Here is a 24,563-nt window from a genome sequence, read left to right on the forward strand (position 1 = left end):
TCCTTGCAGGCCAGTTCGCAGGTTTTGCAACCGGTGCAACGGCTGGAATCAATAAAAAATCCATACTGGGTTGTCATGGGTTACTCCTTACGCCTTTTCAACCTGAACAAGATTACTGTGTGACGGATTACCTTTCGCCAGTGGGGAAGGCCGGTGCGACGTCAGAATGTTAATGGAGCCGCCGCGATCGACTTTGTCGCCAAACATGTCGGCATTTAACCAGGCGCCCTGGCCGATAGCGGTGACGCCAGGCAATATGCGCGGCGTGACTTTTGCCGGAATGAGCATCTGTCCGTTCTGGTTAAAGACCCGCACGGTGTCGCCGTGCTGAATGCCGCGCGCTTGCGCATCAATCGGGTTGATCCAGATCTCCTGCGGACATGCCTGTTGCAGGACGTCGATATTGCCGTAGCTGGAGTGGGTACGCGCTTTATAGTGGAAGCCGGTTAGCTGTAGCGGGTAGCGCTGACGAAGCGGATCGTCCCAACCGTCAAAGCCTGGCGTATAGGCGGGTAAAGGATGGATAATCTCATCTTTCTTCAGCTCCCACGTGTTGGCGAGGGTTGCCAGACGCTCGGAATAGATTTCGATTTTACCGGACGGCGTTTTCAGTGGGTTGGCGGCAGGGTCTTCGCGGAAGGCGCGGAAAGCGACGTAGTGCTCCTCCGGGCATTTTTTCTTGAAAATCCCTGTCTGTTTCATCTCTTCGTAATCCGGCATTTCCGGGTTACGCGCTTTGGTTTTTGCGTGCAGGTATTTGACCCACTCATGCTGCGTGCGGCCTTCTGTGAAGGTCTGGTATACGTCCGGACCAAGCCGTTTAGCCACTTCACTGAGCGTCCAGTAAATGGGCTTTCTTTCAAATTTCGGCGAGGTGGCGGGCTGACCAAGAATGACATAGCCCATATTGCCTGCGGATTCGTGGGAAATCAGATCTTCCTGCTCGGTCGGCATTAAATCAGGCAGCAGAATGTCGCAATATTTTGCCGACGCGGTCATAAAGTGCTCGATGCCGACGATCATTTCACATTTACTGTCGTCCTGAAGCACCTCGTGGGTGTGGGCGATATCGCCATGCTGATTGATCAGCGTATTACTGGCGTAGCACCACAAAAATTTGATCGGCACGTCGAGCTTGTCTTTTCCCCGCACGCCGTCGCGTGTGGCGGTCATTTCCGCGCCATGATCGATAGCGTCGGTCCAGGTAAAGACCGAAATCTGGGTTTTTACCGGGTTCTCCAGCATAGAAAACCATTCGACGCCCAGATCCCAGGTGCCTTCGCGTACGCCGGAATTACCGCCATTTATGCCGACGTTACCGGTGAGTACAGACAACATGGCGATTGCGCGTGCGGTCTGCTCCCCGTTAGAGTGGCGTTGCGGTCCCCAGCCCTGGCAAATGTAAGCCGGTTTCGCCGAGCCGATTTCCCGCGCCAGTTGAATGATTTTTTCCGCCGGAATACTGGTAATCTGCGCGGCCCATTGCGGCGTTTTAGCAATACCGTCTTCGCCCTGACCCAAAATATAGGCTTTATAGTGCGCGTTACGCGGGGCCGAGGCGGGCAGAGTGGTTTCGTCGTAGCCGATGCAGTATTTATCCAGAAACGGTTTATCAATAAGATCTTCGGTAATCAGCACCCAGCTGATTGCCGCCGCCAGCGCGCCATCGGTACCTGGGCGAATCGGCAGCCACTCGTCTTCGCGGCCGGCGGCAGTGTCGTTATAACGCGGGTCAATGACGATCATCCGGGCGTTGGAGCGTTCGCGCGCCTGTTCGACATAGTATGTCACGCCGCCGCCGCTCATACGTGTTTCCGCGGGGTTATTGCCAAACATCACCACCAGTTTTGTATTGGCGATATCATCCGGACTGTTGCCGTCGTTGCCGCCGAACATATAGCTCATGGCCGCGCTGATTTGGGCGGTGCTGTAGCTACCGTAACGGCTGAGATAGCCGCCGCAGGCGTTCATCAGGCGATACGGTACGTTAGAATTGGTGATATTGCCGCCGTCCACGCCGGTACCGTAAAGCACATGTACCGCTTCGTTGCCGTAGTCCTTGAGGATACGTTTCAGGTTATCGCCGATGGTATCCAACGCTTCATCCCAACTGATACGTTCGAATTTGCCTTCTCCACGTTTACCAACGCGTTTCATCGGATATTTCAGGCGATCGGGGTGGTTCATCCGGCGACGAATGGAACGACCGCGCAGGCAGGCGCGTACCTGATGGTTGCCATATTCATCGTTGCCCGTGGTATCTGATTCAACCCAATATACGGTGTCATCTTTTACGTGCAGGCGTAGCAGACAGCGGCTGCCGCAGTTAACGGTACATGAACTCCAGACCGCTTTTTCTGCCACATTGCCAGATGCGAGGTCTGCTGCGGCGTGGGCGATGCGGGAGAACGGAAGGGTGAAAGCGCTACTGGCAAGCGCAAGGCTACCGATAGCGGAGGTTTTCACCAGGCTTCGTCGGCTGATACTGGCCGCCATTAATGCCTCAGGGTTGGTGATTTTCATAACAGCTCACTATGCTCATCCAAAAAAGAGTTTTAAATGTTGTTGTGTTCGCAAAACGGGGAGCCCCGGGCGCGTAAAAACGTCCCGGAGCAGGCGGCTTAGATTTTTTCGATTTCCACCAGATTTGTATGTTGAGGATTCCCTTTTGCCAGGGGGGAAGGACGCAGCGTCGTGAGCGTATTGATGCAGGCGCCGTGGTCAATTTTATCGCCAGCCATATCCGCATTATGCCATGCGCCCTGACCCATCGCGCTGACGCCGGGCAGAATACGCGGCGTGACTTTGGCGGGTAGACGCACCTCTCCACGATCGTTAAAGACGCGAACCTTATCGCCATTCGCGATACCGCGTTTTTGCGCATCGAGCGGATTTATCCACACCTCCTGGCGACAGGCGGCCTGCAGAACATCAATATTGCCGTAGCTTGAATGGGTACGGGATTTATAGTGAAAGCCAAACAGCTGTAGCGGGAAGGTGTTCCGTTTCGGATCGTCCCATCCTTCAAAAGTAGGGGTATAAATCGGCAGTGGGCTTATCACGTCGCCTTCCGCCAGCTCCCAGGTACTGGCGATGTGAGCGAGTTTGCTCGAGTAGATTTCGATTTTGCCGGACGGCGTTTTTAACGGATTGGCCTGCGGATCTTCACGAAATTTTTTATAGGCGACAAAATGGCCGTTGGGATCTTTACGTTTATAGATGCCCATTTTTTTCAGCTCGTCATACGCGGGCAATGCCGGATCTCTTGCCTGCATTTTGGCGTACAGATATTGCAGCCATTGCGCCTGTGTTCGGCCTTCGGTAAACCGCTGATACACATCGTCGCCGAGGCGTCTGGCGATTTCGCTGAGTACCCAGTAGATGGGCTTGCGCTCGAACTTAGGCGTCGTCGCCGGTTGGATAAAAATCAGATATCCCATATTGCCGGCGTAATCATTGGGGATGATATCTTCCTGTTCGACGGTCATGAGATCCGGCAGTAAAATATCGGCGTACTTCGCGGAAGAGGTCATAAAATTGTCGATGACCACAATCATTTCGCATTTCGCTTCATCCTGAAGAATTTCATGGGTTTTATTAATATCCGAATGCTGATTAATCAGGGTGTTGCCAGCGTAGTTCCATAGAAATTTGATCGGAACATCCAGTTTATCTTTGCCGCGTACGCCGTCGCGCAGGGCGGTCATTTCCGGGCCGCGCGCAATGGCGTCCGTCCAGCTAAAGCAGGAGATGGCGGTTTTAACGGGATTCTCCAGGACCGGCAAACGTTCAATGGTAATGGTGTAAGTGGATTCGCGTGCGCCGCTATTACCGCCATGAATGCCGACGTTGCCGGTCAGAATCGGTAACATGGCGATGGCGCGAGCGGTTTGTTCGCCGTTCGCCTGACGCTGCGGCCCCCAACCCTGACAGATGTAGGCCGGCTTGACGCTGCCTATCTCGCGCGCCAGTTTGATAATCCGATCGGCGGGGATGCCGGTAATATGTGATGCCCACTGCGGCGTTTTGGCGATACCGTCATCCCCCTGGCCCAAAATATAAGCCTTATAATGGCCATTGGGGGGCGCGTCAGCCGGAAGGGTCTTTTCATCGTAGCCGATGCAATAGTTGTCGAGAAAAGGCTGGTCAACGAGATTTTCGTTAATCAATACCCAGGCAATTCCCGCCACCAGCGCGGCGTCGGTGCCGGGGCGAATCGGTATCCACTCGTCTTCACGTCCGGCAGCGGTATCGGTATAGCGCGGATCTATCACGATCATGCGCGCATTTGAGCGTTCACGCGCTTGCTCCAGAAACCAGGTAATGCCGCCGCCGCTCATGCGTGTTTCAGCCGGATTATTGCCGAACATGACCACCAGTTTACTGTTTTCGATATCAGACGTGCTGTTGCCGTCGTTGGAGCCATAGGTGTAGGGCATGGCGCAAGAAATTTGTGCGGTACTGTATGAGCCGTATTGATTCAACGAACCGCCGTAGCAGTTCATCAAACGCTTCACCGGCGAGGCGGCAGGCGACGAGCGGGTTATGTTGCCGCCTACGATGCCGGATGAATAGTGGATATAAACGGCTTCATTGCCGTAGGTCTCTACGGTCTTTTTCAGGCTGGCGCTAATGGTGTCCAGTGCTTCCTGCCAGCTAATGCGTTCAAATTTGCCTTCGCCGCGGCGGCCAACGCGTTTCATGGGATAGTTAAGGCGATCCGGATGGTTAATGCGCCGACGGATTGAACGGCCCCGCAGACAGGCACGAACCTGATGATTGCCGTAGACATCGTCGCCAGTATTATCAGTTTCAACCCACCAGACTTCATTATCTTTTACATGCAGACGCAGGGCGCAGCGACTGCCGCAGTTGACCGAACAGGCGCCCCAGACGATTTTATCTTCTTCGTTGCGCATGGTCTGCTGCACTGCCGCGGCCGCGGCCGCGGTACGCATCCCAAACGGTAAAGATACGCCTCCGGCAGCCAGCGCCAGTGAGCCAAGCGCCGCTGATTTCACTAACGTCCTGCGGCTAACGCCTGTTTGTTGCTTTTCTCCGGGCATCACTCACTCCATTGTCGTTATTATTTCGCTATATATTGATAACTATAACGAAATTATTAACATGCTAATGATGTAATGAGTTTACCCCTTTGGGAGTAAGGATTATTAATCCATGTCAAAGAGCGTTACCCTCCGGACCCGGAGGGCAGGAGGAGGTTATTGCGGTTCGGCGGATGAACCGTCCTGAGCGGGAGAGGTATTGGCTGGCGCATTGCCGCTGCTGGTGCGGGTATAAAGAATTTTATGCGTGTCGTTCGCGCAATGGCCCACCACCTGTGAGTCCGGCTGATCGGCCTGGTCGTTAGGAACGATAGTGAGCGTAAAATTATCCGCCGGCACGCCGTTATTGATGATACGTTGTTCAATATCGCTTTTTACTCTCTCGCACGATCCCGGTGCCGCCATCACCAGCGAGGGGGCGCTAACTAACGCCAGAGCGGCTATTGCAGTTGCGATTTTCATCATGAACTCCTGTGATTAATGACGATGTTCTAAGCTTAGCATTTTTCGTGTAAATAACTGTATTTGCTAATATGATGATAAATATCTTTTCATCCTGGTGACACGCGTGAAGAAACCCCTTTTACTGACGTTATTGTGCATGATACTGGCAGGTTGTGATAACCCGAAATCCCTTGAGTCTTTTACGCCGGAAATGGCCAGTTTTTCGAACGAATTTGATTTTGATCCATTACGTGGTCCGGTAAAGGATTTCAGCCAGACGTTGATGAGTGAGAATGGCGAAGTGGCGAAGCAGGTCACCGGTACGCTTTCACAGGAAGGCTGTTTTGATACGCTTGAGTTACACGATCTGGAGAATAATACGGGGCTGGCGCTCGTGCTGGATGCCAATTATTACCGGGATGCTCAGACGCTGGAAAAAAAGGTGCAGTTACAGGGGAAGTGCCAGCTGGCGGCGTTGCCTTCGGCGGGCGTGACCTGGGAAACGGACGACAACGGTTTTGTGGTATCGGCGACGGGCAAAGAGATGAAAGTCGAGTACCGCTATGATAGCGAAGGTTATCCGCTAGGTAAGACAACCATAAACTCGCAGAATACGCTCTCTGTGACGGCAAAACCCTCCGCGGACCCGCGTAAAAAGCTGGACTATACGGCAGTCAGCCGGGTGGATGATCGACAGGTTGGCAATGTCACACAGAGCTGCGAATATGATGCGTACGCGAACCCTGTTGACTGCCGGCTTGTTATCGTCGATGAGAGCGTTAAGCCGGCAGTGTCCCACCATTACACCATTAAAAATCGTATCGATTACTACTAAACCGGGCGCGGTGCGACTCTCCGTGACTACTGCGCCACGTTTACTGCGCGGTGGGTTTCAGGAGCGTAGAACCGGACGTTTTATGTTCATCCAGATACTGCTGCTGGAAGATACACATGCGGATGGTGTTACGGTATTCGCCGTTAATGAAGAACTCATGAATCAGCTCGCCTTCTACTCTAAACCCGAGTTTACGGTAGATGTGAATCGCTTTTTCATTCTCTTTATCGACGATCAAATACAATTTATAGAGATTGAGTACGGTAAATCCGTAATCCATCGCCAGTTTGGCCGCGCGTGACGCCAGGCCTTTTCCCTGGTACTCCGGCGAAATAATAATCTGAAATTCCGCCCGCCGATGCACATGGTTAATTTCCACCAGTTCTACCAGCCCAGCGTTTTCACCATCGCATTCGACGACAAAGCGCCGTTCGCTTTGGTCGTGGATGTGTTTGTCGTAGAGATCCGACAGTTCGACAAAAGCCTCATACGGCTCTTCAAACCAGTAACGCATAACGCTGGCATTATTATCAAGCTGGTGGACAAATCGTAAATCTTCACGCTCAAGCGGGCGCAGTCTGACCTTGTAGTCACTTGTCATACTGTATCCTTACACTTCCTTTTAGTTATCCTGCATCAGGGCGTAATAACGCGACCTGTACGACGATCCAGACACCGCAGCGTATTGGGTTCCCAATAGGCGTTGATGTTGGCGCTTTGCTCGCATTTATCGCGGTTATCAAAGGCGGCATCGGCTTTGTCCCACTCTTTTTCTGCGCGGGTATTCACTTTCTGGCGCAGACTGCGAGTGTCGTTCCATTGTTCCTTTTCCATCGCCGCTTCCTGACGACTTTGTGCGCTATCTCCCGATTCAATCACCAGTTTACTGGTTTCAGCGAATGCGGAAGTAGTATATACAACGGCCGCCAACGTAAGCATTGCCGTCAGGCACAGGCGTTTGCTCAGCGTATTGTTCATCACAACATCCTTTCATTAGAGGGGAAAAAGCGGTAAACCACCTGTAAATTCTACACCAATCCTTATGCCTGGCATATACACAAGAATGGCCGGATAACCGTAACGATATTCTGTTGTATTATCACTTATCATTTCGTAACCAAATGAATCTCATGCTAAAGACGACTCTGCTTTTCTTTGTCACCGCCCTCTGTGAAATCATTGGATGTTTTCTTCCCTGGCTATGGCTTAAGCGCGGCGCCAGCGTGTGGTGGCTTCTGCCCGCCGCCGCGTCACTTGCGTTATTCGTCTGGCTTTTGACCTTGCATCCGGCGGCGAGTGGGCGGGTTTATGCGGCTTACGGTGGGGTATATGTCTGTACTGCGCTCCTGTGGTTACGTGTTGTCGATGGCGTCCGGCTCACGGTTTATGACTGGTGCGGCGCGCTGATCGCGCTGTGTGGAATGCTGATTATCGTCGTCGGATGGGGACGTACGTAACATTGCCGCGCGACCAGAACATTTTGTGATCTGGCAGCGCTTTTTACATCAATATACTTGTATGGTAGTAGATCAGTTGGGTAAATTTCCTGCATCCCATAATGCGATGTAAGGAATAAAAATGAAGATTGTAGGGGCTGAAGTTTTTGTTACGTGTCCAGGGCGTAACTTCGTCACCTTAAAGATAACCACGGAAGACGGGATCACCGGTCTGGGGGATGCCACCCTGAACGGACGCGAGCTCCCGGTGGCCTCGTACCTTACCGATCACCTGTGCCCACAGCTCATCGGGCGGGATGCTCGCCGCATCGAAGATATCTGGCAGTTCTTCTACAAAGGCGCGTACTGGCGCCGTGGCCCTGTCACCATGTCCGCCATTTCCGCGGTTGATATGGCGCTATGGGATATTAAAGCCAAAGCCGCCAATATGCCGTTGTATCAGTTACTCGGCGGCGCTTCGCGTGAAGGCGTCATGGTGTATTGCCATACCACAGGCCACACCATCGACGATGTGCTGGAAGACTACGCGCGTCATAAAGAGCAAGGGTTCAAAGCAATCCGCGTGCAGTGCGGCGTTCCGGGGATGAAAACCACCTACGGCATGGCGAAAGGCAAGGGGCTGGCCTATGAGCCCGCGACAAAAGGCCAGTGGCCGGAAGAACAGTTGTGGTCAACGGAAAAGTATCTCGATTTTACGCCAAAGCTGTTTGACGCCGTGCGTAATACGTTCGGTTTTAATGAACATCTTCTGCACGATATGCATCACCGGTTGACGCCTATTGAGGCTGCCCGCTTTGGCAAATGTATTGAAGACTATCGTTTGTTCTGGATGGAAGACCCGACGCCGGCTGAAAATCAGGCGTGCTTCCGCCTCATCCGCCAGCATACGGTCACGCCGATTGCGGTAGGCGAAGTCTTTAACAGTATCTGGGATTGCAAACAGCTCATTGAAGAGCAATTGATTGACTATATCCGCACCACGCTTACCCATGCCGGTGGTATTACCGGGATGCGCCGCATTGCCGATTTTGCCTCGCTCTACCAGGTGCGTACCGGTTCGCATGGGCCGTCCGATCTGTCGCCGGTTTGTATGGCCGCGGCATTACATTTCGACCTGTGGGTGCCTAACTTTGGTGTGCAGGAGTTTATGGGCTACTCCGAACAAATGCTGGAGGTTTTCCCGCATAACTGGACGTTCGAGGGCGGCTATATGCATCCGGGCGACAAGCCAGGACTGGGCATTGAGTTTGATGAAAAACTGGCGGCGAAATATCCGTACGATCCAGCCTATTTGCCGGTGGCCCGCCTGGAAGACGGCACACTGTGGAACTGGTAAGGAGCGAAAAATGAAAAGCATCGTAATCGAAAAACCGAATACATTAACTATCGAAACGCGCGCGCTTCCTCAGCCTGCGCCGGGTGAAGTTCGTATTAAAGTGAAACTGGCGGGTATCTGCGGTTCCGACAGTCATATTTATCGGGGACATAATCCCTTTGCAAAATATCCCCGTGTCATAGGCCATGAATTTTTCGGTGTCATCGACGCGGTAGGCGACAACGTCAATCACGACCGGATAGGAGAACGGGTATCCGTCGATCCGGTGATCAGTTGCGGGCATTGTTACCCTTGTTCAGTCGGTAAACCCAATGTGTGTACCTCGCTGGTGGTGCTGGGCGTGCATCGTGACGGCGGTTTCAGCGAGTATGCGGTGGCGCCGGCCCGTAATGCTCATCGCATACCGGACAACATCGCAGATCATCATGCCGTCATGGTTGAGCCGTTTACCATTGCGGCAAATGTGACGGGGCAGGTGAATCCAACCGAGCAGGACGTGGCGCTTATCTATGGCGCTGGCCCGATGGGACTGACGACCGTACAGGCGCTGAAGGGGGTTTATCAGGTTAAAACGGTCATAGTCGTTGATCGCATTGAAGAGCGTTTAGCGATGGCGAAGCAGAGCGGCGCTGACTGGACCCTCAATAATGGTCAACATTCACTGGCGGAATTTCTACAGCAGAAGGCGCTAAAGCCGACCTTGATTGTCGATGCCGCCTGTCATCCCGCTATCCTGCAAGAGGCGATTACACTTGCATCGCCTGCGGCACGCATTGTCCTGATGGGATTTTCCAGCGACCCGTGTGAGATTGTACAGCAGGGTATTACCGGAAAAGAGCTGGCTATTTATTCATCGCGTCTTAATGCCAATAAATTCCCGGTCGTGATTGACTGGCTGAATAAAGGGCTTATTGATCCGGATAAGCTGATAACGCATACATTTGATTATCAACATGTCACCGACGCGATTGAGCTTTTCGAGAAAGACCAGCGTCAATGCTGCAAAGTCTTACTCACGTTTGCGAAATAATATAAATAATTGCGAGTAAGTGGTACGCATCTTACCTCTTAGAGATTGCCTATATGACACAAATAAAGCATGAACGATCGACTCAGGATTTAGTGCGCGCTGCCGTATCTGGCTGGTTAGGCACCGCGCTTGAATTTATGGATTTTCAGTTATATTCACTAGGCGCGGCTCTGGTCTTCCATGAGATATTTTTCCCGGAACAGTCTGCCGCGATGGCGCTTATTCTGGCAATGGGCACCTATGGTGCAGGTTATATAGCCAGAATTATCGGCGCCTTTGTTTTTGGTAAAATGGGCGACCGCATCGGACGAAAAAAAGTATTGTTTATTACCATCACCATGATGGGGATCTGCACCACGCTGATTGGCGTACTGCCGACGTATGCGCAAATCGGCATTTTTGCGCCAGTATTACTGGTGACATTGCGAATTATACAGGGGCTGGGCGCCGGGGCGGAAATTTCCGGCGCGGGTACTATGCTGGCCGAGTATGCGCCGAAAGGAAAGCGTGGCATCATTTCCTCGCTGGTCGCGATGGGCACCAACTGCGGTACGTTGAGCGCGACGGCGATCTGGGCGGTGATGTTCTTTGCGCTTGAACGCGAACAACTGATCGCCTGGGGATGGCGTATTCCTTTCCTGGCGAGCGTCGTTGTCATGATATTCGCGATCTGGCTGCGAATGAATCTGAAAGAAAGTCCGGTATTCGAAAAAGTAAGCGAAGGCGAAAAATCGCCAGCGTTAACGTCTGCGTCAGAAAATACATTGGGCGCGATGTTTACCAGCAAATCTTTCTGGCTGGCCACCGGTTTACGTTTTGGACAAGCGGGGAATTCGGGGCTTATTCAAACCTTCCTTGCCGGATATTTAGTTCAGACGTTATTATTTAACAAATCTATCCCAACCGATGCGTTAATGATAAGTTCCGTAATTGGTTTTATCACTATCCCACTATTAGGGTGGTTGTCCGATAAATACGGTCGTCGGCTGCCGTATATAATATTGAATATCTCCGCGATTATCCTCGCCTGGCCGATGCTGTCTATTGTGGTAGATAAAACGTATAGCCCTGGCGTTATTATGGCAGCGCTCATTGTTATTCATAACTTTGCCGTGCTGGGATTATTTGCGCTGGAAAACATTACCATGGCGGAAATTTTCGGATCGCGTAATCGCTTCACCCGGATGGCGATTTCAAAAGAGGCAGGGGGGCTGGTGGCGGTCGGTTTTGGCCCCGTCCTCGCAGGAATCTTTTGTAACATGACCGATTCCTGGCTGCCCATCTTAATTATGCTGGTGCTCTACTCGTGTATTGGTCTGATTTCTGCGCTGTTGATGCCGGAGGTCAGAGATCGCGACCTGAGTTTGCCTGAGGATGCGGCGGAAGCGACAGCGGCAGAGAAGTTACGCCACTCCGCAACCCAGACGAGTTAAATCGTGTCGACGGTATGGCCGGAACGCTAATGCGGTTTCGGCCATGCTGTACGGTCACTTTTGTTTAATTAGCGTAAATCCAAATGCACCAGGGCAGGCGTTACTCTGCGACTGTTCCGCTTTCAGAATATAGAGGTTATAAAATGCAAAACAGGCTTTTATCGGCAAAGGCGACGCTTCCTGATTACGATCGTGCGGCGCTGGCGGCGCGGATGGTCCATCTCGGTTTTGGCGCGTTTCATCGCGCGCATCAGGGGGTTTATACAGATATTCTGGCTGCGGAGCAGCATAGCGACTGGGGCTATTATGAGGTTAACCTTATTGGCGGCGAACAGCAGATTGCCGATCTAAAGCAGCAGGATAACCTCTATACCGTGGCGGAGATGTCGGCGGAAGCCTGGACGGCGCGTGTGGTGGGCGTCGTCAAGGCGGCGTTGCATGCCCAGGTTGATGGTCTGGAACGTGTGCTGGCGGCGATGTGCGAACCGCAAATAGCGATTGTGTCTCTGACCATTACCGAGAAAGGGTATTGTCATTCGCCAGCCACGGGCCAACTTCTGCTGGAACATCCCATGATTGCCGCCGACCTGCAAAATCCTCATCAACCGCTAACGGCACCGGGTATTATTGTCGAAGCGTTAGCGCGTCGTAAAGCCGCAGGCTTACCGGCATTTACCGTGATGTCCTGCGATAACATGCCGGAAAATGGGCATGTGACGCGTCAGGTTGTGACGGCTTACGCCCGGGAGGTGGATGTGGAACTGGCGATATGGATCGAGCAAAACGTGACATTTCCGTCAACCATGGTTGATCGGATTGTCCCTGCGGTCACGCCGGAGACGCTGGATAAAATCGAACAACTGACCGGCGTGCGCGATCCGGCGGGCGTTGCCTGTGAACCGTTTCGCCAGTGGGTGATAGAAGATACGTTTGTGGCGGGTCGTCCGCAGTGGGAAAACGCGGGCGCGACATTGGTCGCCGACGTGGTTCCGTTTGAAGAGATGAAACTGCGAATGCTTAACGGCAGTCATTCTTTCCTGGCTTATCTGGGGTATCTTGCCGGCTATCAGCATATTAATGACTGCATGGCTGACGACAACTATCGTCTGACCGCGCAGGCGTTAATGTTACGCGAGCAGGCGCCCACGCTGAAAGTCCAGGGGGTAGATTTACAGCGTTATGCCGATCAGTTGATTGCGCGTTACCGTAATCCGGCGTTGCGTCATCGTACCTGGCAGATTGCAATGGATGGCAGCCAGAAACTTCCGCAGCGTATGCTGGACTCCGTTCGCTGGCATCTTGCTAATCATAGCGATTTTGATTTGCTGGCGCTGGGCGTGGCGGGGTGGATGCGTTACGTCGGCGGCGTGGATGAACAGGGCAAGGCGATCGACATTAGCGATCCGCTATTGCCGGTTATTCAGCGCGCCGTGGCAAATAGTGAAGAAGGCGCAAGTCGTGTTAAGGCGCTGCTGGGAATGGCTGAAATTTTCGGCAACGATTTGCCGCAGGCGGCGCGGTTTACGCAAAAAGTGCAAGAAGCCTATGACAGTTTACTGACATATGGCGCGAAAGCGAGCGTGGCAAAATATGCCGAGCGGTTGAAGTAGCGCAACAGAGACCCGGTAGCATTATGCTACCGGGAAGGCCGGGGCGGTTCTTAGCGGCCAGTGGTATCAGTTCATGCCAAGACGAATCAGTTCGACCGGCGCGAATTTACCTTCACAACCTTCGACAATCACCGTTTTGCCGCGGCGAATTTGACCTGCATCCAGACCTTCGCTCTCAATGGCTTTAATAATCCCGGTATGACCCGTGCCGCTTATCATGACCCGGCTACCGGTAGTGATTGCGTTACGGTTACGATCGTATGTCATCATGGTGTTTTCTCCTTTCAAACTTACAGCCAAAGCCCGCAGGTTTCCCCGCATGACGGGCGACATATAAATACGCTTATCGTTGCGAATTTTTTTTGTTTTTGATCAAGCTCACGGCTTTTTAGGCGGGAATGTGCAGGGTGAGAAAGCGGAGAAGGCGTCTCACCCCGACGTTAAAGGGGGTTAGTCTTCGCTAAACCAGCCGCTGTTTTCCTGACGGATAAGCTGGACGGATTCGCTAATTTCCTGCAAATGCTGGGTCATTGCGCTCTCAACCGCATTGCCGTCACGATTTTCCAGCGCGGAGAAAATATCATGGTGCTGGCGCAACAACATCTCCGGCGGAGAAACATGATCCAGACTCATATAGCGAACCCGGTCGATTGTCGCTTTGATATTTTCAATGGTATCCCACGCTAACTGGCAATCGGCGATCTGCGCCAGCTTTTGGTGGAAATCGTCATCAAGCTGGAAAAAATCATCAATCTGTTTGCGCTCGATGGCAATATGTTGCAGGTGCAGGTTTTGCGCCAGTTGATAGCACTGGTTGTCGGTGATCATCGCCGCCGCACGGCGGACCACCGCGCATTCGATCGCCTGCCGAACAAAGCAGCCATTCTGTACCTGAGAAAGCGAAATCTTATTCACATAACTACCGCGCTGAGGGCGGATCTGAATCAACCCATTTTCCGCCAGCTTTATAAAAGCCTCGCGCACCGGTTGACGCGAAACGTTAAAACGGGTTGAGACCTCTTTTTCTGATAGCGGCGTGCCAGGCGGGATCAGACAATGCACGATATCACGCCGAAGAATACGGTAAATTTGCTGGTTGACAGGCTGTGTAGGGTTAAGCTGCGTTTCGACGGTCATTCATTCTTACTTTTTAGGCGGTTGACCCGGATACTCTACCACTTTTCCGTGGTGGTCTATACCGATCATGTTTCTGGTTGCAGATACGTTTGCCAGGGATTACCCGGCCCGCAGACCGGGTATAACCTCTTAGCTACGGTGGACGCTGAGCCCTGCGAAGGATTGGGTAACAGGCATCATTTCAACGGTATTAATATTCACATGCGCGGGGAGCGTGGCCACCCACCATACCGCTTCGGTAATGTCTTCTGGCGTGAGCGCGGTGGTATTTTCGTAAGTTTTACCCGCTTTCTCATCGTCGCCTTTGAAACGGACGCTGGAAAACTCGGTACCGCCAACCAGACCCGGTTCAATGTCGGTCACGCGAACCGCCGTGCCGTGTAAATCCGTGCGCAAATTCAGGCTAAACTGGCGCACAAAGGCTTTCGTCGCGCCATAGACATTGCCACCAGCATAAGGCCAACTGCCGGCGGTTGAACCGATGTTAATGATATGACCGCGATTACGTTCGACCATTCCTGGCAGCACGGCGCGGGTCATATAAATTAAGCCTTTATTATTAGTATCGATCATAGTTTCCCAGTCTTCTACGCTGGCTTTATGCGCCGGTTCAAGACCCAGCGCCAGACCGGCGTTATTGACCAGCACATCAATATCGCGCCACTGCGCAGGCAGAGAGGCCATCATCTCTTCGATGGCCGCGCGGTTGCGCACGTCCAGTTGGGCGGTCAATACGTTCTCGCCAAGCTCATCTTTTAACGCTTGCAGGCGTTCATGACGACGTCCCGTGGCAATGACTTTATGTCCATTCTCAACAAAACGGCGTGCAATGCACTCGCCAAACCCTGCGGTTGCTCCAGTTACTAAAACGATCATCACACAGTTCCTCAACGCTTTTTGTGTTGTATTACCATAGCACGCGGCGTTTATGAAAGGGTAATCCTGGTTAACACGGTTGCGGTCAGCATAGGGGGAAGCTTACTCTTATGATCAACCTATTTTCAGGAGTGAAAAATGTCGACGAATCCTTTGTTAGACCAGAGTATGTTGCCTTATCAGGCACCGCGTTTTGATCGGATCAAAGATTGCCATTATCGTCCTGCTTTTGATGAGGGCGTGCGGCAAAAACGCGTGGAAATCGAGGCCATCGTCAATCATCCGGCGGCCCCTGATTTTACGAATACGCTTCTGGCGCTGGAGCAAAGCGGGGCGCTTCTGTCACGCGTCACCAGCGTTTTTTTCGCGATGACGGCCGCGCACACTAACGATGAACTCCAGCGGTTGGATGAGGCCTTTTCTGCCGAGCTGGCGGCGCTCTCCAACGATATTTATCTGAATAGCGCGTTATTCGCTCGCGTGGATGCCGTCTGGCAACAGCGTCACTCACTGGGGCTGGATGATGAGTCGCTACGGTTGGTCGATGTGATCCATCAGCGTTTTGTGTTGGCAGGCGCGCAGCTTGCCGAAGAGGATAAAGCGCGACTGAAGGTATTGAATACTGAATCCGCGACCTTAATGAGTCAGTTTAATCAGCGTCTGCTTGCGGCAAGTAAAGCGGGCGGGCTGGCGGTCGATGACGCGCATTGCCTGGCAGGATTAAGCCCGGAAGAAATGACCGTCGCTGCTGAAGCGGCGCGTGAAAAAGGCCTGGAGGAGCGCTGGTTCATTCCGCTCCTTAATACGACGCAACAGCCTGCGCTTGCTACACTGCGCGATCGCCAGACTCGCGAAAATTTATTCGCAGCGTCATGGACTCGGGCGGAAAAAGGAGATGCCCACGATACCCGCGCTATCGTTCAGCGTCTGGTAGAGATTCGTCGCTGTCAGGCAAAACTGCTGGGGTTCCCCAATTATGCCGCATGGAAAATGGCCGATCAGATGGCGAAAACGCCGCAAGCCGCACTGAGCTTTATGCGTGGCATTGTGCCGCCAGCGCGTCAGCGTGTACTCAATGAACAGGCGGAAATTCAGAACGTCATTGAGGGTGAGCAGGGCGGCTACACCGTTCAGGCCTGGGACTGGATGTTCTATGCCGAACAGGTACGGCGGGAAAAATATGCGTTAGATGAAGCGCAACTGAAGCCCTATTTTGCCTTAAATACGGTCTTGCAAGAGGGGGTTTTCTGGACCGCCAACCAGCTATTCGGCATCACCTTCGTCGAGCGTTTTGACATTCCGGTGTATCACCCTGATGTTCGGGTGTGGGAGATTTTCGATTCCGATGGTGTCGGCATGGCGTTATTTTATGGCGACTTCTTCGCGCGGGACTCGAAAAGCGGCGGCGCGTGGATGGGGAATTTTGTCGAGCAATCCACACTCAACGAAACCCGGCCCGTTATATACAATGTTTGTAACTATCAGAAACCGGTTGATGGGCAGCCTGCATTACTGCTTTGGGACGACGTTATTACGCTCTTCCATGAGTTTGGTCATACGTTACATGGTTTGTTTGCCGTCCAACGCTATGCCACGCTTTCAGGTACCAATACGCCCCGCGACTTTGTTGAGTTTCCCTCCCAGATTAATGAGCATTGGGCGAGCCATCCGCGTGTGTTCGAACGCTACGCGCGTCATGTCGACAGCGGTGAAAAAATGCCTGCTGATTTACAGGAAAAAATGCGCAAGGCGAGTTTATTTAATAAAGGTTACGATATGACTGAATTGCTCGGCGCCGCATTGCTGGATATGCGCTGGCATATGCTGGAGGAGAGCGTAGCAGAGCAGTCTGTCGCTGAGTTCGAGCAGCAGGCGCTGGCCGCCGAGCATCTTGATTTACCGGCAGTGCCGCCCCGCTATCGCAGCAGTTATTTTGCCCATATCTTCGGCGGCGGCTACGCAGCGGGATACTACGCCTACCTGTGGACGCAAATGTTAGCGGATGACGGTTATCAATGGTTTGTAGAGCAGGGCGGCCTGACGCGTGAAAACGGGCAGCGTTTTCGTGATGCTATCCTTTCCCGGGGGAATAGTACTGATTTAGAAACGCTTTATTCAGCCTGGCGTGGACATGAACCGCATATTGACCCCATGTTACAATATCGTGGGCTCGATCGCTAAGCTGATACGGTTGTTCGGCACTGTCGAACAACCGCCTGAAAATGAATCCTGCACTTCTGATGACAGCCAGTTAAATTTATGGGGTTAAATTGTCTGAATATAACAAGGGCGTGCATTCGGATTTTTCTACTTATTTTCCTGTGGTGGCTTGATTGCCAAAGATTTATTACCGCTTCGCTATTAACGTTTTCAGAAAATATATTTTCCGCCATGCAGTGGCATTATGTAAATAATGCAGAAATGAATTTGACACTGCGCACAGGGCGACTAGATTTAGAACTGTATCACATGATATGAGAAGACATATCATATTTAAAACGCAACATCATCATGAGGATTATATTATGGCAGAACATCGCGGCGGTTCCGGTAATTTTGCAGAAGATAAAGAGAAAGCCTCAGAAGCAGGTCGTAAAGGCGGCCAGCATAGCGGTGGGAACTTTAAAAACGACCCACAGCGTGCATCTGAAGCGGGTAAAAAAGGTGGCCAGAATAGCCACAGTGGCGGACGGAAATCCGGCAATTAATTTTACTCCTGATATTTCGTAAATATATTCTGAAATATTGCGCATACGATGCGGGCCATAGGCTCGCATTTTTTTATTCTGACCGGGAGTTATTCTGACCGGTCAGATGAAATTATTTTTTATGCTTTCTTCGTTAACAGAAAAAGCAATTCAGCGAGGGCGAAGCGTACGCATTTTTCCAATACTTCCTGACAATCTCCGTTGAAATGTTGTCGGCTTGTAAAAGTTGTATTGTTAATATTCCAGGCAAACCAAACGGTGCCCGCCGGCGTGCCATCTTCGCCTCCTTCCGGCCCGCCATAGCCGCTGATCGCTATGCTGATATTGACCTCAGCCTGATCCTTAGCGCCCTGTGCCATTTCAGTAACGACCGCTTCGCTGACGGCGGTATGTTCGGCAAGACTGTGGCGTTGTACGCGCAAGATTTTTGCTTTGGCTTCATCAGTAAAGGTGACATAACCCACACCGTAAAATGAGGGCGTATCTTCTGCTGCGCACAATGCTGAAGCCAGTTTCCCGCCAGTGCAGGATTCTGCAGTGGTCAGACGGAGTTTCTGGTTAACCAGTAAATGACCAAGTTTTTTTGTCAGGCTATCGATGGTTTCGGCTTCATCAAGGGTGACAATATCGTGCTGTTCTAATCTCATCGTTTATTTTTCCGTTACAGAGACAAATGAAATATGTTCGTTCTTCTCAAGTATGGCATATTTATTTTATGACATTGTCAGTGAATGATTATTTTATCCAGTTACCAACAAACCCGCTGTTGCATAACTTGCTTACTTTTCTGCGGCGATGACTGTCATTGATTATGCGTAAGGCCATTATCCTCAAAAAATAAAGCCGATTATTCTGAATTGCTATCAAGACGTTGATGCATATGACTTCAGCGATGTGGCGAGTTAACTATTACGCCGTTACGCTTTCGTGCTCACCGGCGCTGATATCGGTTGCATATTAATCCGGATGGGTTGATTTTATTGCTTAATATCCTGCGGGTAAATTCATGTTTGTAAAAACTAAAAATAGCGGCCAGACTTAATACGTCAAATAGACGTTATTAAGGAGAGAGCATGAAACTACCGGTGGCTGCATTTTTAAGTTTGCTGATAATGCCTTACGCGCTAGCGGATGATCAAGGGGGATTAAAAAAAGACGTGGCGCCGCCGCCGCCTCATGCTATTGAGGATGGTTATCGCGGTACGGATGATGCAGAAAAAATGACCATCGAACAGGCAAAAACCCTGCATGATGGCGCGACCGTTTCGCTGCGCGGCAACCTTATTGATCATAAAGGCGACGATCGCTATGTATTTCGTGATAAATCCGGCGAGATTAACGTGATAATTCCTTCCGCCGTATTTGATGGGCGGGAAGTTCAGCCGGATCAAATGATCAACATTAACGGTAGTCTGGACAAGAAAGCGAAGGAACCGCTTGTTCGCGTGAACCGACTGCAAAAATAACGCGCGCTAACCGGCAATCTCCAGGTCAGCCATACGAGGCACGCGGCTGGCCTGATACCATGGGTCTTGTAAAAGCGCCTGGGGGACAAAAAGATCCCATAATGTCTTATTCAGGTCTGGTTGCGTATCGTTTAAGCTTCATTGATATTGACGGTGCTACAGTCGTTAGCGATCCGTTATCCTCGCAAGAATTTGCCCGGTAGCGTATAAGCAAAACACAAATCTATCCATGCAAGCATTTACCGCTGGTGAACCGGCGGTTTTTTTTGCCTGCCATCCAGACAAAAGCGGCCCCTTGCGCAACGATGCAGCAAGGGGCCGGCTCTGCGAGGGATTATCTCCGTTCATTAATCATCCCATTTGTGACTGAACCAGGCGGCCAGAAATCCGGAAAATAAAATAATTCCTAATACAACGATAAAAAGGTTAATACTGCCTAACATCTCGTTTCTCCTTATTTTAGCGTGCATCCTCTTTTTTAAAAAACCTCGTACAGACTATAGTACTAATTTATACTTAAGCAAAGTCTGGGTTGCGTATTTATTTTACTGGAAGGGTAAAGCATTAGAATATTTTCGTCAGCGCCCAGGAATATTCCTGAATTATCGCAGTGACAGCAGATAATTAGCCTGCAATATATAGGGTTAACCCAGTGCGCCAGAAACAGCGCACATGACTGGCTGCAGATAATTAACAGGTGATAGCCTGTTGCGTAGGGGTAATCCGCATTCCTTTTAACATCAGTGCCCAGGCGAACACAATGGCGATTATCAGGACAACGAAAAGCGACCAGGCGGGAAGCGTCGTCAGGATGACGCCGCTGGCCAGCGGGTTTACCGCCGCACCCAGCCAGCCCAACGATTGCGCTGAAAAATAGCTGGCTTTCATCCCGGCAGGCGCAATGTTGTCAATTAACATATATTCGCCGGGGGCATAAATAATTTCGCCAATCGTGAATACTGCCGCTGAAAGCCCCCAAAAAAACAGATTGTCGCCTGAAAAAATAAATCCGATGAGCCCAGCGATAAAAAAGACGGTGCCGGTCGTCATCATTGGTCGAATATTGACGGCGGTAAGTCGACGGCCCACGGCGTATTGCAAACTGACCACAATAACCGCATTAACCGGCAGGACGACGGCTACCACTTTTTCCGCGAAGCCGCTATCGGCAACGACCATAACGTACTGTGAAATACAGGACGCAAAGGCGCCCCCCACAAAGGAGGCCAGAAATGCCGAAAGCGTAAACCACAATAATGCTTTGTCGCGCAGCAGAACGGAGGGAGACCAGATAGCGGCATTTTTCCCCTCGCTGGCGGCAACCGAACGTGTCACCCATACCTGAATAAAGACCAGCGGGAATGCGGAACAGATAGCGGCAAGCCAGAAGGGTAAATTGATGCTTTGCATCACCAGCAGCGTGCCGAGCGGCGGGCCAACCGTCCAGCCGATATTGAGTACGGTATAGTTGAGCGAAAAAATCCGTGTTTTTGTTGTCGCGGTGAGATTATCGGCGAACCAGGCCTTCAGGACGGTAGAAAAAACCGAATAGGCGCAGTTAATAAGCGCAAAAAGCAGGACAACCAGTACGACATTATGCACCATTGGGATGGCGATAAATCCGCAGGCGAAGGCGATAATCGCGAGTAACATGTAGCGCTTTTTATCAAACTTGTCCGCCAGAATCCCAAAGCCAAGACTAAAAATGACGCCAATCGTTAACGCGCTGGTCAGCGCGTAGCCAATCAGATCCACGCCTAAACCGTACTGACGGTTAAGATAGATGGTCATAAAGGGGAGCGTGGCGCCGCGTCCAATTGTCAATAACAGCGATGAGGCGAGTAGAGCCAACGTCGAACGTCTCAATCCTGGATTCATTTTTCCTGCCTGAAATGGAGGTTACGTATCGGGACGTTTTAATCTACCGTGCCCGCAAAAGCATGATGTCTATACGCTATAGCGTAGTCTTAACATACCATAACGCAGGATTTTGCCCATCGTGTGTTGTTCAATGCCATGCTCACGGTAAAAAGAAAAGTCCTGTTATGGCGCACTGATTTCCGATAACTTACCTTTTTACAAAATTTTAATAATGACAGGGGCCGATGATGTCGCGTAAAGACGGTTTTTTGGCGTTACTGGTGGTTGTCGTATGGGGGCTCAATTTTGTTGTCATCAAAGTAGGCCTGCACCATATGCCGCCATTATTGCTGGCAGGATTACGATTTTTACTGGTGGCGTTTCCGGCAATTTTCTTTGTCGCCCGGCCTAAAGTCCCGCTTACGCTGTTGCTGGGCTATGGCCTGACGATAAGCTTTGGGCAGTTCGCCTTTCTCTTTTGCGCGATAAAGTTTGGTATGCCCGCAGGACTGGCGTCGTTGGTATTACAGGCGCAGGCCTTTTTTACCATGGCATTGGGGGCGTTTGTTTTTAGTGAGCGGTTACAACGTAAGCAGTTAGCGGGGATCGCCCTGGCGATTATAGGTGTACTGGTATTGATTGAAGCCAGTCTCAACGGACAGCATATAGCGATGTCGGGATTTATGCTGACACTGGCGGCGGCATTTAGCTGGGCCTGCGGCAATATCTTTAATAAAAAAATTATGCAACATAGTCCGCGCCCGGCGGTGATGTCGCTGGTGGTCTGGAGCGCGCTGATCCCGATCCTGCCGTTCCTGCTGTCATCGCTGCTACTGGAGGGGGCGGAGCACATTACGCAAAGCCTTATTACCATCGATATGACGACGATATTGTCGCTGCTTTATCTGGCTTTTGTCGCCACTATACTTGGCTACGGCATCTGGGGCACGTTACTGGGGCGCTATGAGACCTGGCGCGTGGCGCCGTTATCATTGCTGGTGCCCGTAGTCGGGCTGGCGAGCGCCGCGGTGTTACTCGGGGAAACGTTGACCGGGATGCAACTTGCGGGCGCAGTACTGATTATGGCTGGACTCTATATCAATGTGTTTGGATTTCGTGTGCGCCGTACTGCGCGCGTCAGGGGATGAGGCATTATGTTACTAAGAAGACAAACGCTAATTTCAGACTATGCCGCGAGGTAATAGCGACGAACTCGTATAGCCAGACGGTACTAAAAAAATGCCCCGCAAAACGGGGCAAAGAGGTTAAAGGTGTTGGTCGTTATAATAGGGCACGCCTAATTCATCTGACTTATCGCTGTTCACGCTCACGGGGTGAAGGTCATTTGGCGGATCGCCCACACAGGGCAGCAGCATCACATCGCGGCTATTTTGCGCCACAGGTAACAAAGTTTGTTCTGCAATGCCATATCCGGAGGCGATAAGTAACAGACCCGGCAGGGCGGGAAACAGCATTTTCATGGTGCTCTTCGCGTGGCGCATAAACAAACTAGTAGTTGCCATGGTTCAGCGGCAGCATATACCGTGATTCGCCATGCATATTGGTGATCCGGTATTTGTGTGGCGGCACATCAAAATAGTTTTTGAACGTCCGGGTCAATGTTTGCTGTGACTCAAAGCCATAGCGTTCCGCCAGATAGAGAATGGGCTCGTTGCTCTCTTTTAATTTTTGCGCGATTTCCGTCATTTTACGGCTGCGGATGTATTGGCCTAATGAATGACCGGTCTCTTTTTTAAACATCCGTTGCAGGTGCCATTTGGAATATCCTGAACGCTCAGACACTTTTTCCAGTGAGAGCGGCGACTCCAGGTTATCCTCGATCCAGTCCAAAATGCTATGAATAGTAATAGCGTCAGTGTTGCGTCTGGACATCGTCATACCTCTTTTTTGTCTACGGCAGAATTTTCTTGAGCAAATACTCAAGCGTTGCCACTTCGTCCGCCGTTAAGTTTTTTGTTAATTCCTGATGCAGGTCTTGCCCTGGTCGTTGATGACATTGCTCACAAATTGCCGCGCCGTCCGGCGTTAGCTTCACCAGTACGCCGCGTTTGTCATTAGGATTCGGCAGTCTTTCGATCCAGCCTTTGCACAGCAGGCGGTCGAGCATCCGCGTCAATGCGCCGAGATCGACAGACAGCACTTTTTTAAGTTCAACCGGGGTAATACATCCCGCGCAGCGTATCGAGCACAGCACTTTAAACTGTGTTGCGGTGATATCCAGCGGGGATAAATAGTTATTTAACAGGCGATCTTTTTTTTGATTTACCATGTAGATCAAGCGACCCAGCGGAATGATTTCATTGAACAGATCACTGGTGCTTTTCAAAATGGTTGCCCCGGCAAGTAATTAGTTTCTTCAGATACTATTGCTCAGGCAAGTATAAGTCAACTAAATGAATTGGCCGATGCCACGATTTGCTAAAAGGCGTCCGGGGTATTGTGCTGTGATAACTTGTAACTAATTGATAATTACAGGTTATATGTTGTAGAGGATATTAATTCGCACACTGGCGAAATGGCGCGCCTGGGCAATTTCACTTTATACTTCCGGTTCATGAAACGCTGATGGGTAAGAGATAGTATTATGATGGATTTGTTTAAAGCGATTGGATTGGGGCTGGTCGTACTGCTCCCGTTAGCCAATCCGCTAACCACCGTGGCGCTGTTTCTTGGCCTTGCGGGCAATATGAATAGTGCGGAACGCAACCGGCAGTCCTATATGGCTTCGGTTTATGTCTTCGCTATTATGATGGTGGCGTACTATGCCGGGCAGTTAGTCATGAACACCTTCGGTATTTCGATTCCAGGGCTACGGATCGCCGGGGGGTTAATCGTGGCGTTTATCGGCTTCAGAATGCTTTTCCCGCAGCAGAAGGCGCATGAGTCGCCGGAAGCGAAAAGCAAATCGGAGGAGCTGGCAGACGAACCGACGGCCAATATTGCGTTTGTTCCACTGGCTATGCCAAGCACCGCAGGACCGGGGACCATCGCAATGATCATCAGTTCCGCTTCCACAGTGCGTCATGGCGGCGAGTTTCCCGACTGGGTCATTATGGTCGCGCCGCCGATTATTTTTCTTGCCGTGGCGGTGATCCTGTGGGGATGCTTACGCAGTTCTGGCGCTATTATGCGGCTGGTGGGGAAAGGGGGGATTGAAGCGATCTCCCGCTTAATGGGATTCCTGCTGGTGTGTATGGGCGTGCAATTTATTATCAACGGCGTGTTGGAAATTATTAAAACGTACCACTAAGGCGCATTTTCGTCTGCCGGAAACCTGTTCCCGG

At 51.4% G+C, this 24,563-nt stretch carries 26 protein-coding genes; 11 read left to right on the forward strand and 15 right to left on the reverse strand.

The genetic code is table 11. The annotated features are described in order from the left end of the window. From NA389_RS00005 to NA389_RS00020, 4 genes are all read right to left on the reverse strand, one after another. On the reverse strand, positions 1-77 hold a 77-nt coding region (locus NA389_RS00005; RefSeq protein ID WP_023215649.1), incomplete at its 3' end, for a 4Fe-4S binding protein. A 10-nt stretch (positions 78-87) separates the two neighbouring features. Next, positions 88-2,523 (reverse strand): selenate/tellurate reductase subunit YnfF, encoded by a 2,436-nt coding sequence (gene ynfF / locus NA389_RS00010; protein ID WP_023223296.1) that lies wholly within the window; start codon positions 2,521-2,523, stop codon positions 88-90. A 98-nt stretch (positions 2,524-2,621) separates the two neighbouring features. Then, complete coding sequence (gene ynfE / locus NA389_RS00015; RefSeq protein ID WP_001117597.1) at positions 2,622-5,066, reverse strand: selenate/tellurate reductase subunit YnfE; 2,445 nt, start codon at positions 5,064-5,066, stop codon at positions 2,622-2,624. 156 nt (positions 5,067-5,222) lie between these two features. Beyond that, positions 5,223-5,531 carry a DUF1161 domain-containing protein gene (locus NA389_RS00020; protein WP_000975516.1) on the reverse strand — a complete coding sequence of 103 codons (309 nt, stop codon included), beginning with the start codon at positions 5,529-5,531 and terminating at the stop codon, positions 5,223-5,225. A 103-nt stretch (positions 5,532-5,634) separates the two neighbouring features. On the opposite strand from NA389_RS00020, the gene NA389_RS00025 reads away from it, so the two are divergent. Further along, positions 5,635-6,345: a YnfC family lipoprotein gene (locus NA389_RS00025; protein ID WP_000743122.1), complete on the forward strand. Its 711-nt coding sequence runs from the start codon at positions 5,635-5,637 to the stop codon at positions 6,343-6,345. Positions 6,346-6,385: 40 nt separating this feature from the next. Here the strand turns inward: NA389_RS00025 and speG are convergent, their stop codons facing one another. Both speG and NA389_RS00035 read right to left on the reverse strand, forming a co-directional pair. After that, entirely contained in the window at positions 6,386-6,946 is a 561-nt protein-coding gene (gene speG, locus NA389_RS00030) for a spermidine N1-acetyltransferase (RefSeq protein WP_000199997.1), read from the reverse strand. A 35-nt stretch (positions 6,947-6,981) separates the two neighbouring features. Continuing rightward, the gene (locus NA389_RS00035; RefSeq protein ID WP_001066440.1) at positions 6,982-7,323 is read right to left on the reverse strand and encodes a DUF1283 family protein; all 342 of its coding nucleotides are present in this window, start codon (positions 7,321-7,323) and stop codon (positions 6,982-6,984) included. Positions 7,324-7,475: 152 nt separating this feature from the next. Between NA389_RS00035 and NA389_RS00040 the strand changes: the two genes are divergently transcribed. The 5 genes from NA389_RS00040 (at position 7,476) to NA389_RS00060 (ending at position 13,211) form a co-directional block, all read left to right on the forward strand. Continuing rightward, complete coding sequence (locus tag NA389_RS00040) at positions 7,476-7,802, forward strand: YnfA family protein (protein ID WP_000921389.1); 327 nt, start codon at positions 7,476-7,478, stop codon at positions 7,800-7,802. A gap of 121 nt (positions 7,803-7,923) precedes the next feature. After that, entirely contained in the window at positions 7,924-9,138 is a 1,215-nt protein-coding gene (gene rspA / locus NA389_RS00045) for a starvation-sensing protein RspA (RefSeq protein ID WP_000706264.1), read from the forward strand. Positions 9,139-9,148: 10 nt separating this feature from the next. Beyond that, entirely contained in the window at positions 9,149-10,168 is a 1,020-nt protein-coding gene (locus NA389_RS00050) for a Zn-dependent oxidoreductase (protein WP_000836487.1), read from the forward strand. A 53-nt stretch (positions 10,169-10,221) separates the two neighbouring features. Next, a complete protein-coding gene (locus tag NA389_RS00055) occupies positions 10,222-11,601 on the forward strand; it encodes an MFS transporter (RefSeq protein ID WP_000192119.1) in 1,380 nt (459 codons plus the stop codon). A gap of 143 nt (positions 11,602-11,744) precedes the next feature. Next, positions 11,745-13,211 carry a mannitol dehydrogenase family protein gene (locus NA389_RS00060; RefSeq protein WP_001181250.1) on the forward strand — a complete coding sequence of 489 codons (1,467 nt, stop codon included), beginning with the start codon at positions 11,745-11,747 and terminating at the stop codon, positions 13,209-13,211. A 66-nt stretch (positions 13,212-13,277) separates the two neighbouring features. On the opposite strand, the gene ydfZ is transcribed toward NA389_RS00060, so the two are convergent. From ydfZ to ydfG, 3 genes are all read right to left on the reverse strand, one after another. Then, complete coding sequence (gene ydfZ / locus NA389_RS00065; RefSeq protein WP_000989267.1) at positions 13,278-13,481, reverse strand: putative selenium delivery protein YdfZ; 204 nt, start codon at positions 13,479-13,481, stop codon at positions 13,278-13,280. Positions 13,482-13,661: 180 nt separating this feature from the next. After that, positions 13,662-14,348: a GntR family transcriptional regulator gene (locus tag NA389_RS00070; protein ID WP_000215562.1), complete on the reverse strand. Its 687-nt coding sequence runs from the start codon at positions 14,346-14,348 to the stop codon at positions 13,662-13,664. 129 nt (positions 14,349-14,477) lie between these two features. Next, positions 14,478-15,224 carry a bifunctional NADP-dependent 3-hydroxy acid dehydrogenase/3-hydroxypropionate dehydrogenase YdfG gene (gene ydfG, locus NA389_RS00075; RefSeq protein WP_000636564.1) on the reverse strand — a complete coding sequence of 249 codons (747 nt, stop codon included), beginning with the start codon at positions 15,222-15,224 and terminating at the stop codon, positions 14,478-14,480. A 138-nt stretch (positions 15,225-15,362) separates the two neighbouring features. On the opposite strand from ydfG, the gene dcp reads away from it, so the two are divergent. Both dcp and NA389_RS00085 read left to right on the forward strand, forming a co-directional pair. Continuing rightward, positions 15,363-17,405: a peptidyl-dipeptidase Dcp gene (gene dcp, locus NA389_RS00080; RefSeq protein ID WP_000106268.1), complete on the forward strand. Its 2,043-nt coding sequence runs from the start codon at positions 15,363-15,365 to the stop codon at positions 17,403-17,405. A gap of 344 nt (positions 17,406-17,749) precedes the next feature. Continuing rightward, positions 17,750-17,932 carry a general stress protein gene (locus NA389_RS00085; protein WP_000807642.1) on the forward strand — a complete coding sequence of 61 codons (183 nt, stop codon included), beginning with the start codon at positions 17,750-17,752 and terminating at the stop codon, positions 17,930-17,932. A gap of 119 nt (positions 17,933-18,051) precedes the next feature. Here the strand turns inward: NA389_RS00085 and NA389_RS00090 are convergent, their stop codons facing one another. Then, entirely contained in the window at positions 18,052-18,579 is a 528-nt protein-coding gene (locus tag NA389_RS00090) for a 2-oxo-tetronate isomerase (RefSeq protein WP_001235359.1), read from the reverse strand. A gap of 426 nt (positions 18,580-19,005) precedes the next feature. On the opposite strand from NA389_RS00090, the gene NA389_RS00095 reads away from it, so the two are divergent. After that, on the forward strand, positions 19,006-19,398 hold the full coding sequence (locus NA389_RS00095; protein ID WP_000775494.1) for a YdeI family stress tolerance OB fold protein: 393 nt from the start codon (positions 19,006-19,008) through the stop codon (positions 19,396-19,398). A 347-nt stretch (positions 19,399-19,745) separates the two neighbouring features. On the opposite strand, the gene mgtS is transcribed toward NA389_RS00095, so the two are convergent. Then, positions 19,746-19,841 carry a protein MgtS gene (gene mgtS / locus NA389_RS00100; protein ID WP_000901531.1) on the reverse strand — a complete coding sequence of 32 codons (96 nt, stop codon included), beginning with the start codon at positions 19,839-19,841 and terminating at the stop codon, positions 19,746-19,748. Between the two features lie 247 nt (positions 19,842-20,088). Beyond that, positions 20,089-21,276, reverse strand: a complete 1,188-nt coding sequence (gene ydeE / locus NA389_RS00105) for an efflux MFS transporter YdeE (RefSeq protein WP_001068050.1) — start codon at positions 21,274-21,276, stop codon at positions 20,089-20,091. 227 nt (positions 21,277-21,503) lie between these two features. Between ydeE and eamA the strand changes: the two genes are divergently transcribed. Further along, positions 21,504-22,406 (forward strand): O-acetylserine/cysteine exporter, encoded by a 903-nt coding sequence (gene eamA / locus NA389_RS00110; protein WP_000987754.1) that lies wholly within the window; start codon positions 21,504-21,506, stop codon positions 22,404-22,406. A 117-nt stretch (positions 22,407-22,523) separates the two neighbouring features. Here eamA and marB read toward each other — a convergent pair whose 3' ends face one another. From marB to marR, 3 genes are read right to left on the reverse strand one after another with little or no spacing between them, the layout of a single operon-like run. Continuing rightward, positions 22,524-22,739: a multiple antibiotic resistance protein MarB gene (gene marB, locus NA389_RS00115; protein ID WP_000783049.1), complete on the reverse strand. Its 216-nt coding sequence runs from the start codon at positions 22,737-22,739 to the stop codon at positions 22,524-22,526. A 28-nt stretch (positions 22,740-22,767) separates the two neighbouring features. Next, complete coding sequence (gene marA / locus NA389_RS00120) at positions 22,768-23,151, reverse strand: MDR efflux pump AcrAB transcriptional activator MarA (protein WP_000091194.1); 384 nt, start codon at positions 23,149-23,151, stop codon at positions 22,768-22,770. Positions 23,152-23,170: 19 nt separating this feature from the next. Next, positions 23,171-23,605, reverse strand: a complete 435-nt coding sequence (gene marR / locus NA389_RS00125) for a multiple antibiotic resistance transcriptional regulator MarR (RefSeq protein ID WP_000843434.1) — start codon at positions 23,603-23,605, stop codon at positions 23,171-23,173. A gap of 258 nt (positions 23,606-23,863) precedes the next feature. Here marR and NA389_RS00130 point away from each other — a divergent pair, with 258 nt between their 5' ends. Beyond that, positions 23,864-24,529, forward strand: coding sequence for a MarC family NAAT transporter (locus NA389_RS00130; protein ID WP_000968968.1), 666 nt, complete (start codon positions 23,864-23,866; stop codon positions 24,527-24,529). The last annotated feature ends 34 nt before the right edge of the window (positions 24,530-24,563 follow it).

It is taken from the genome of Salmonella sp. NW645 (assembly GCF_051703725.1).
GTDB lineage: Bacteria > Pseudomonadota > Gammaproteobacteria > Enterobacterales > Enterobacteriaceae > Salmonella > Salmonella enterica.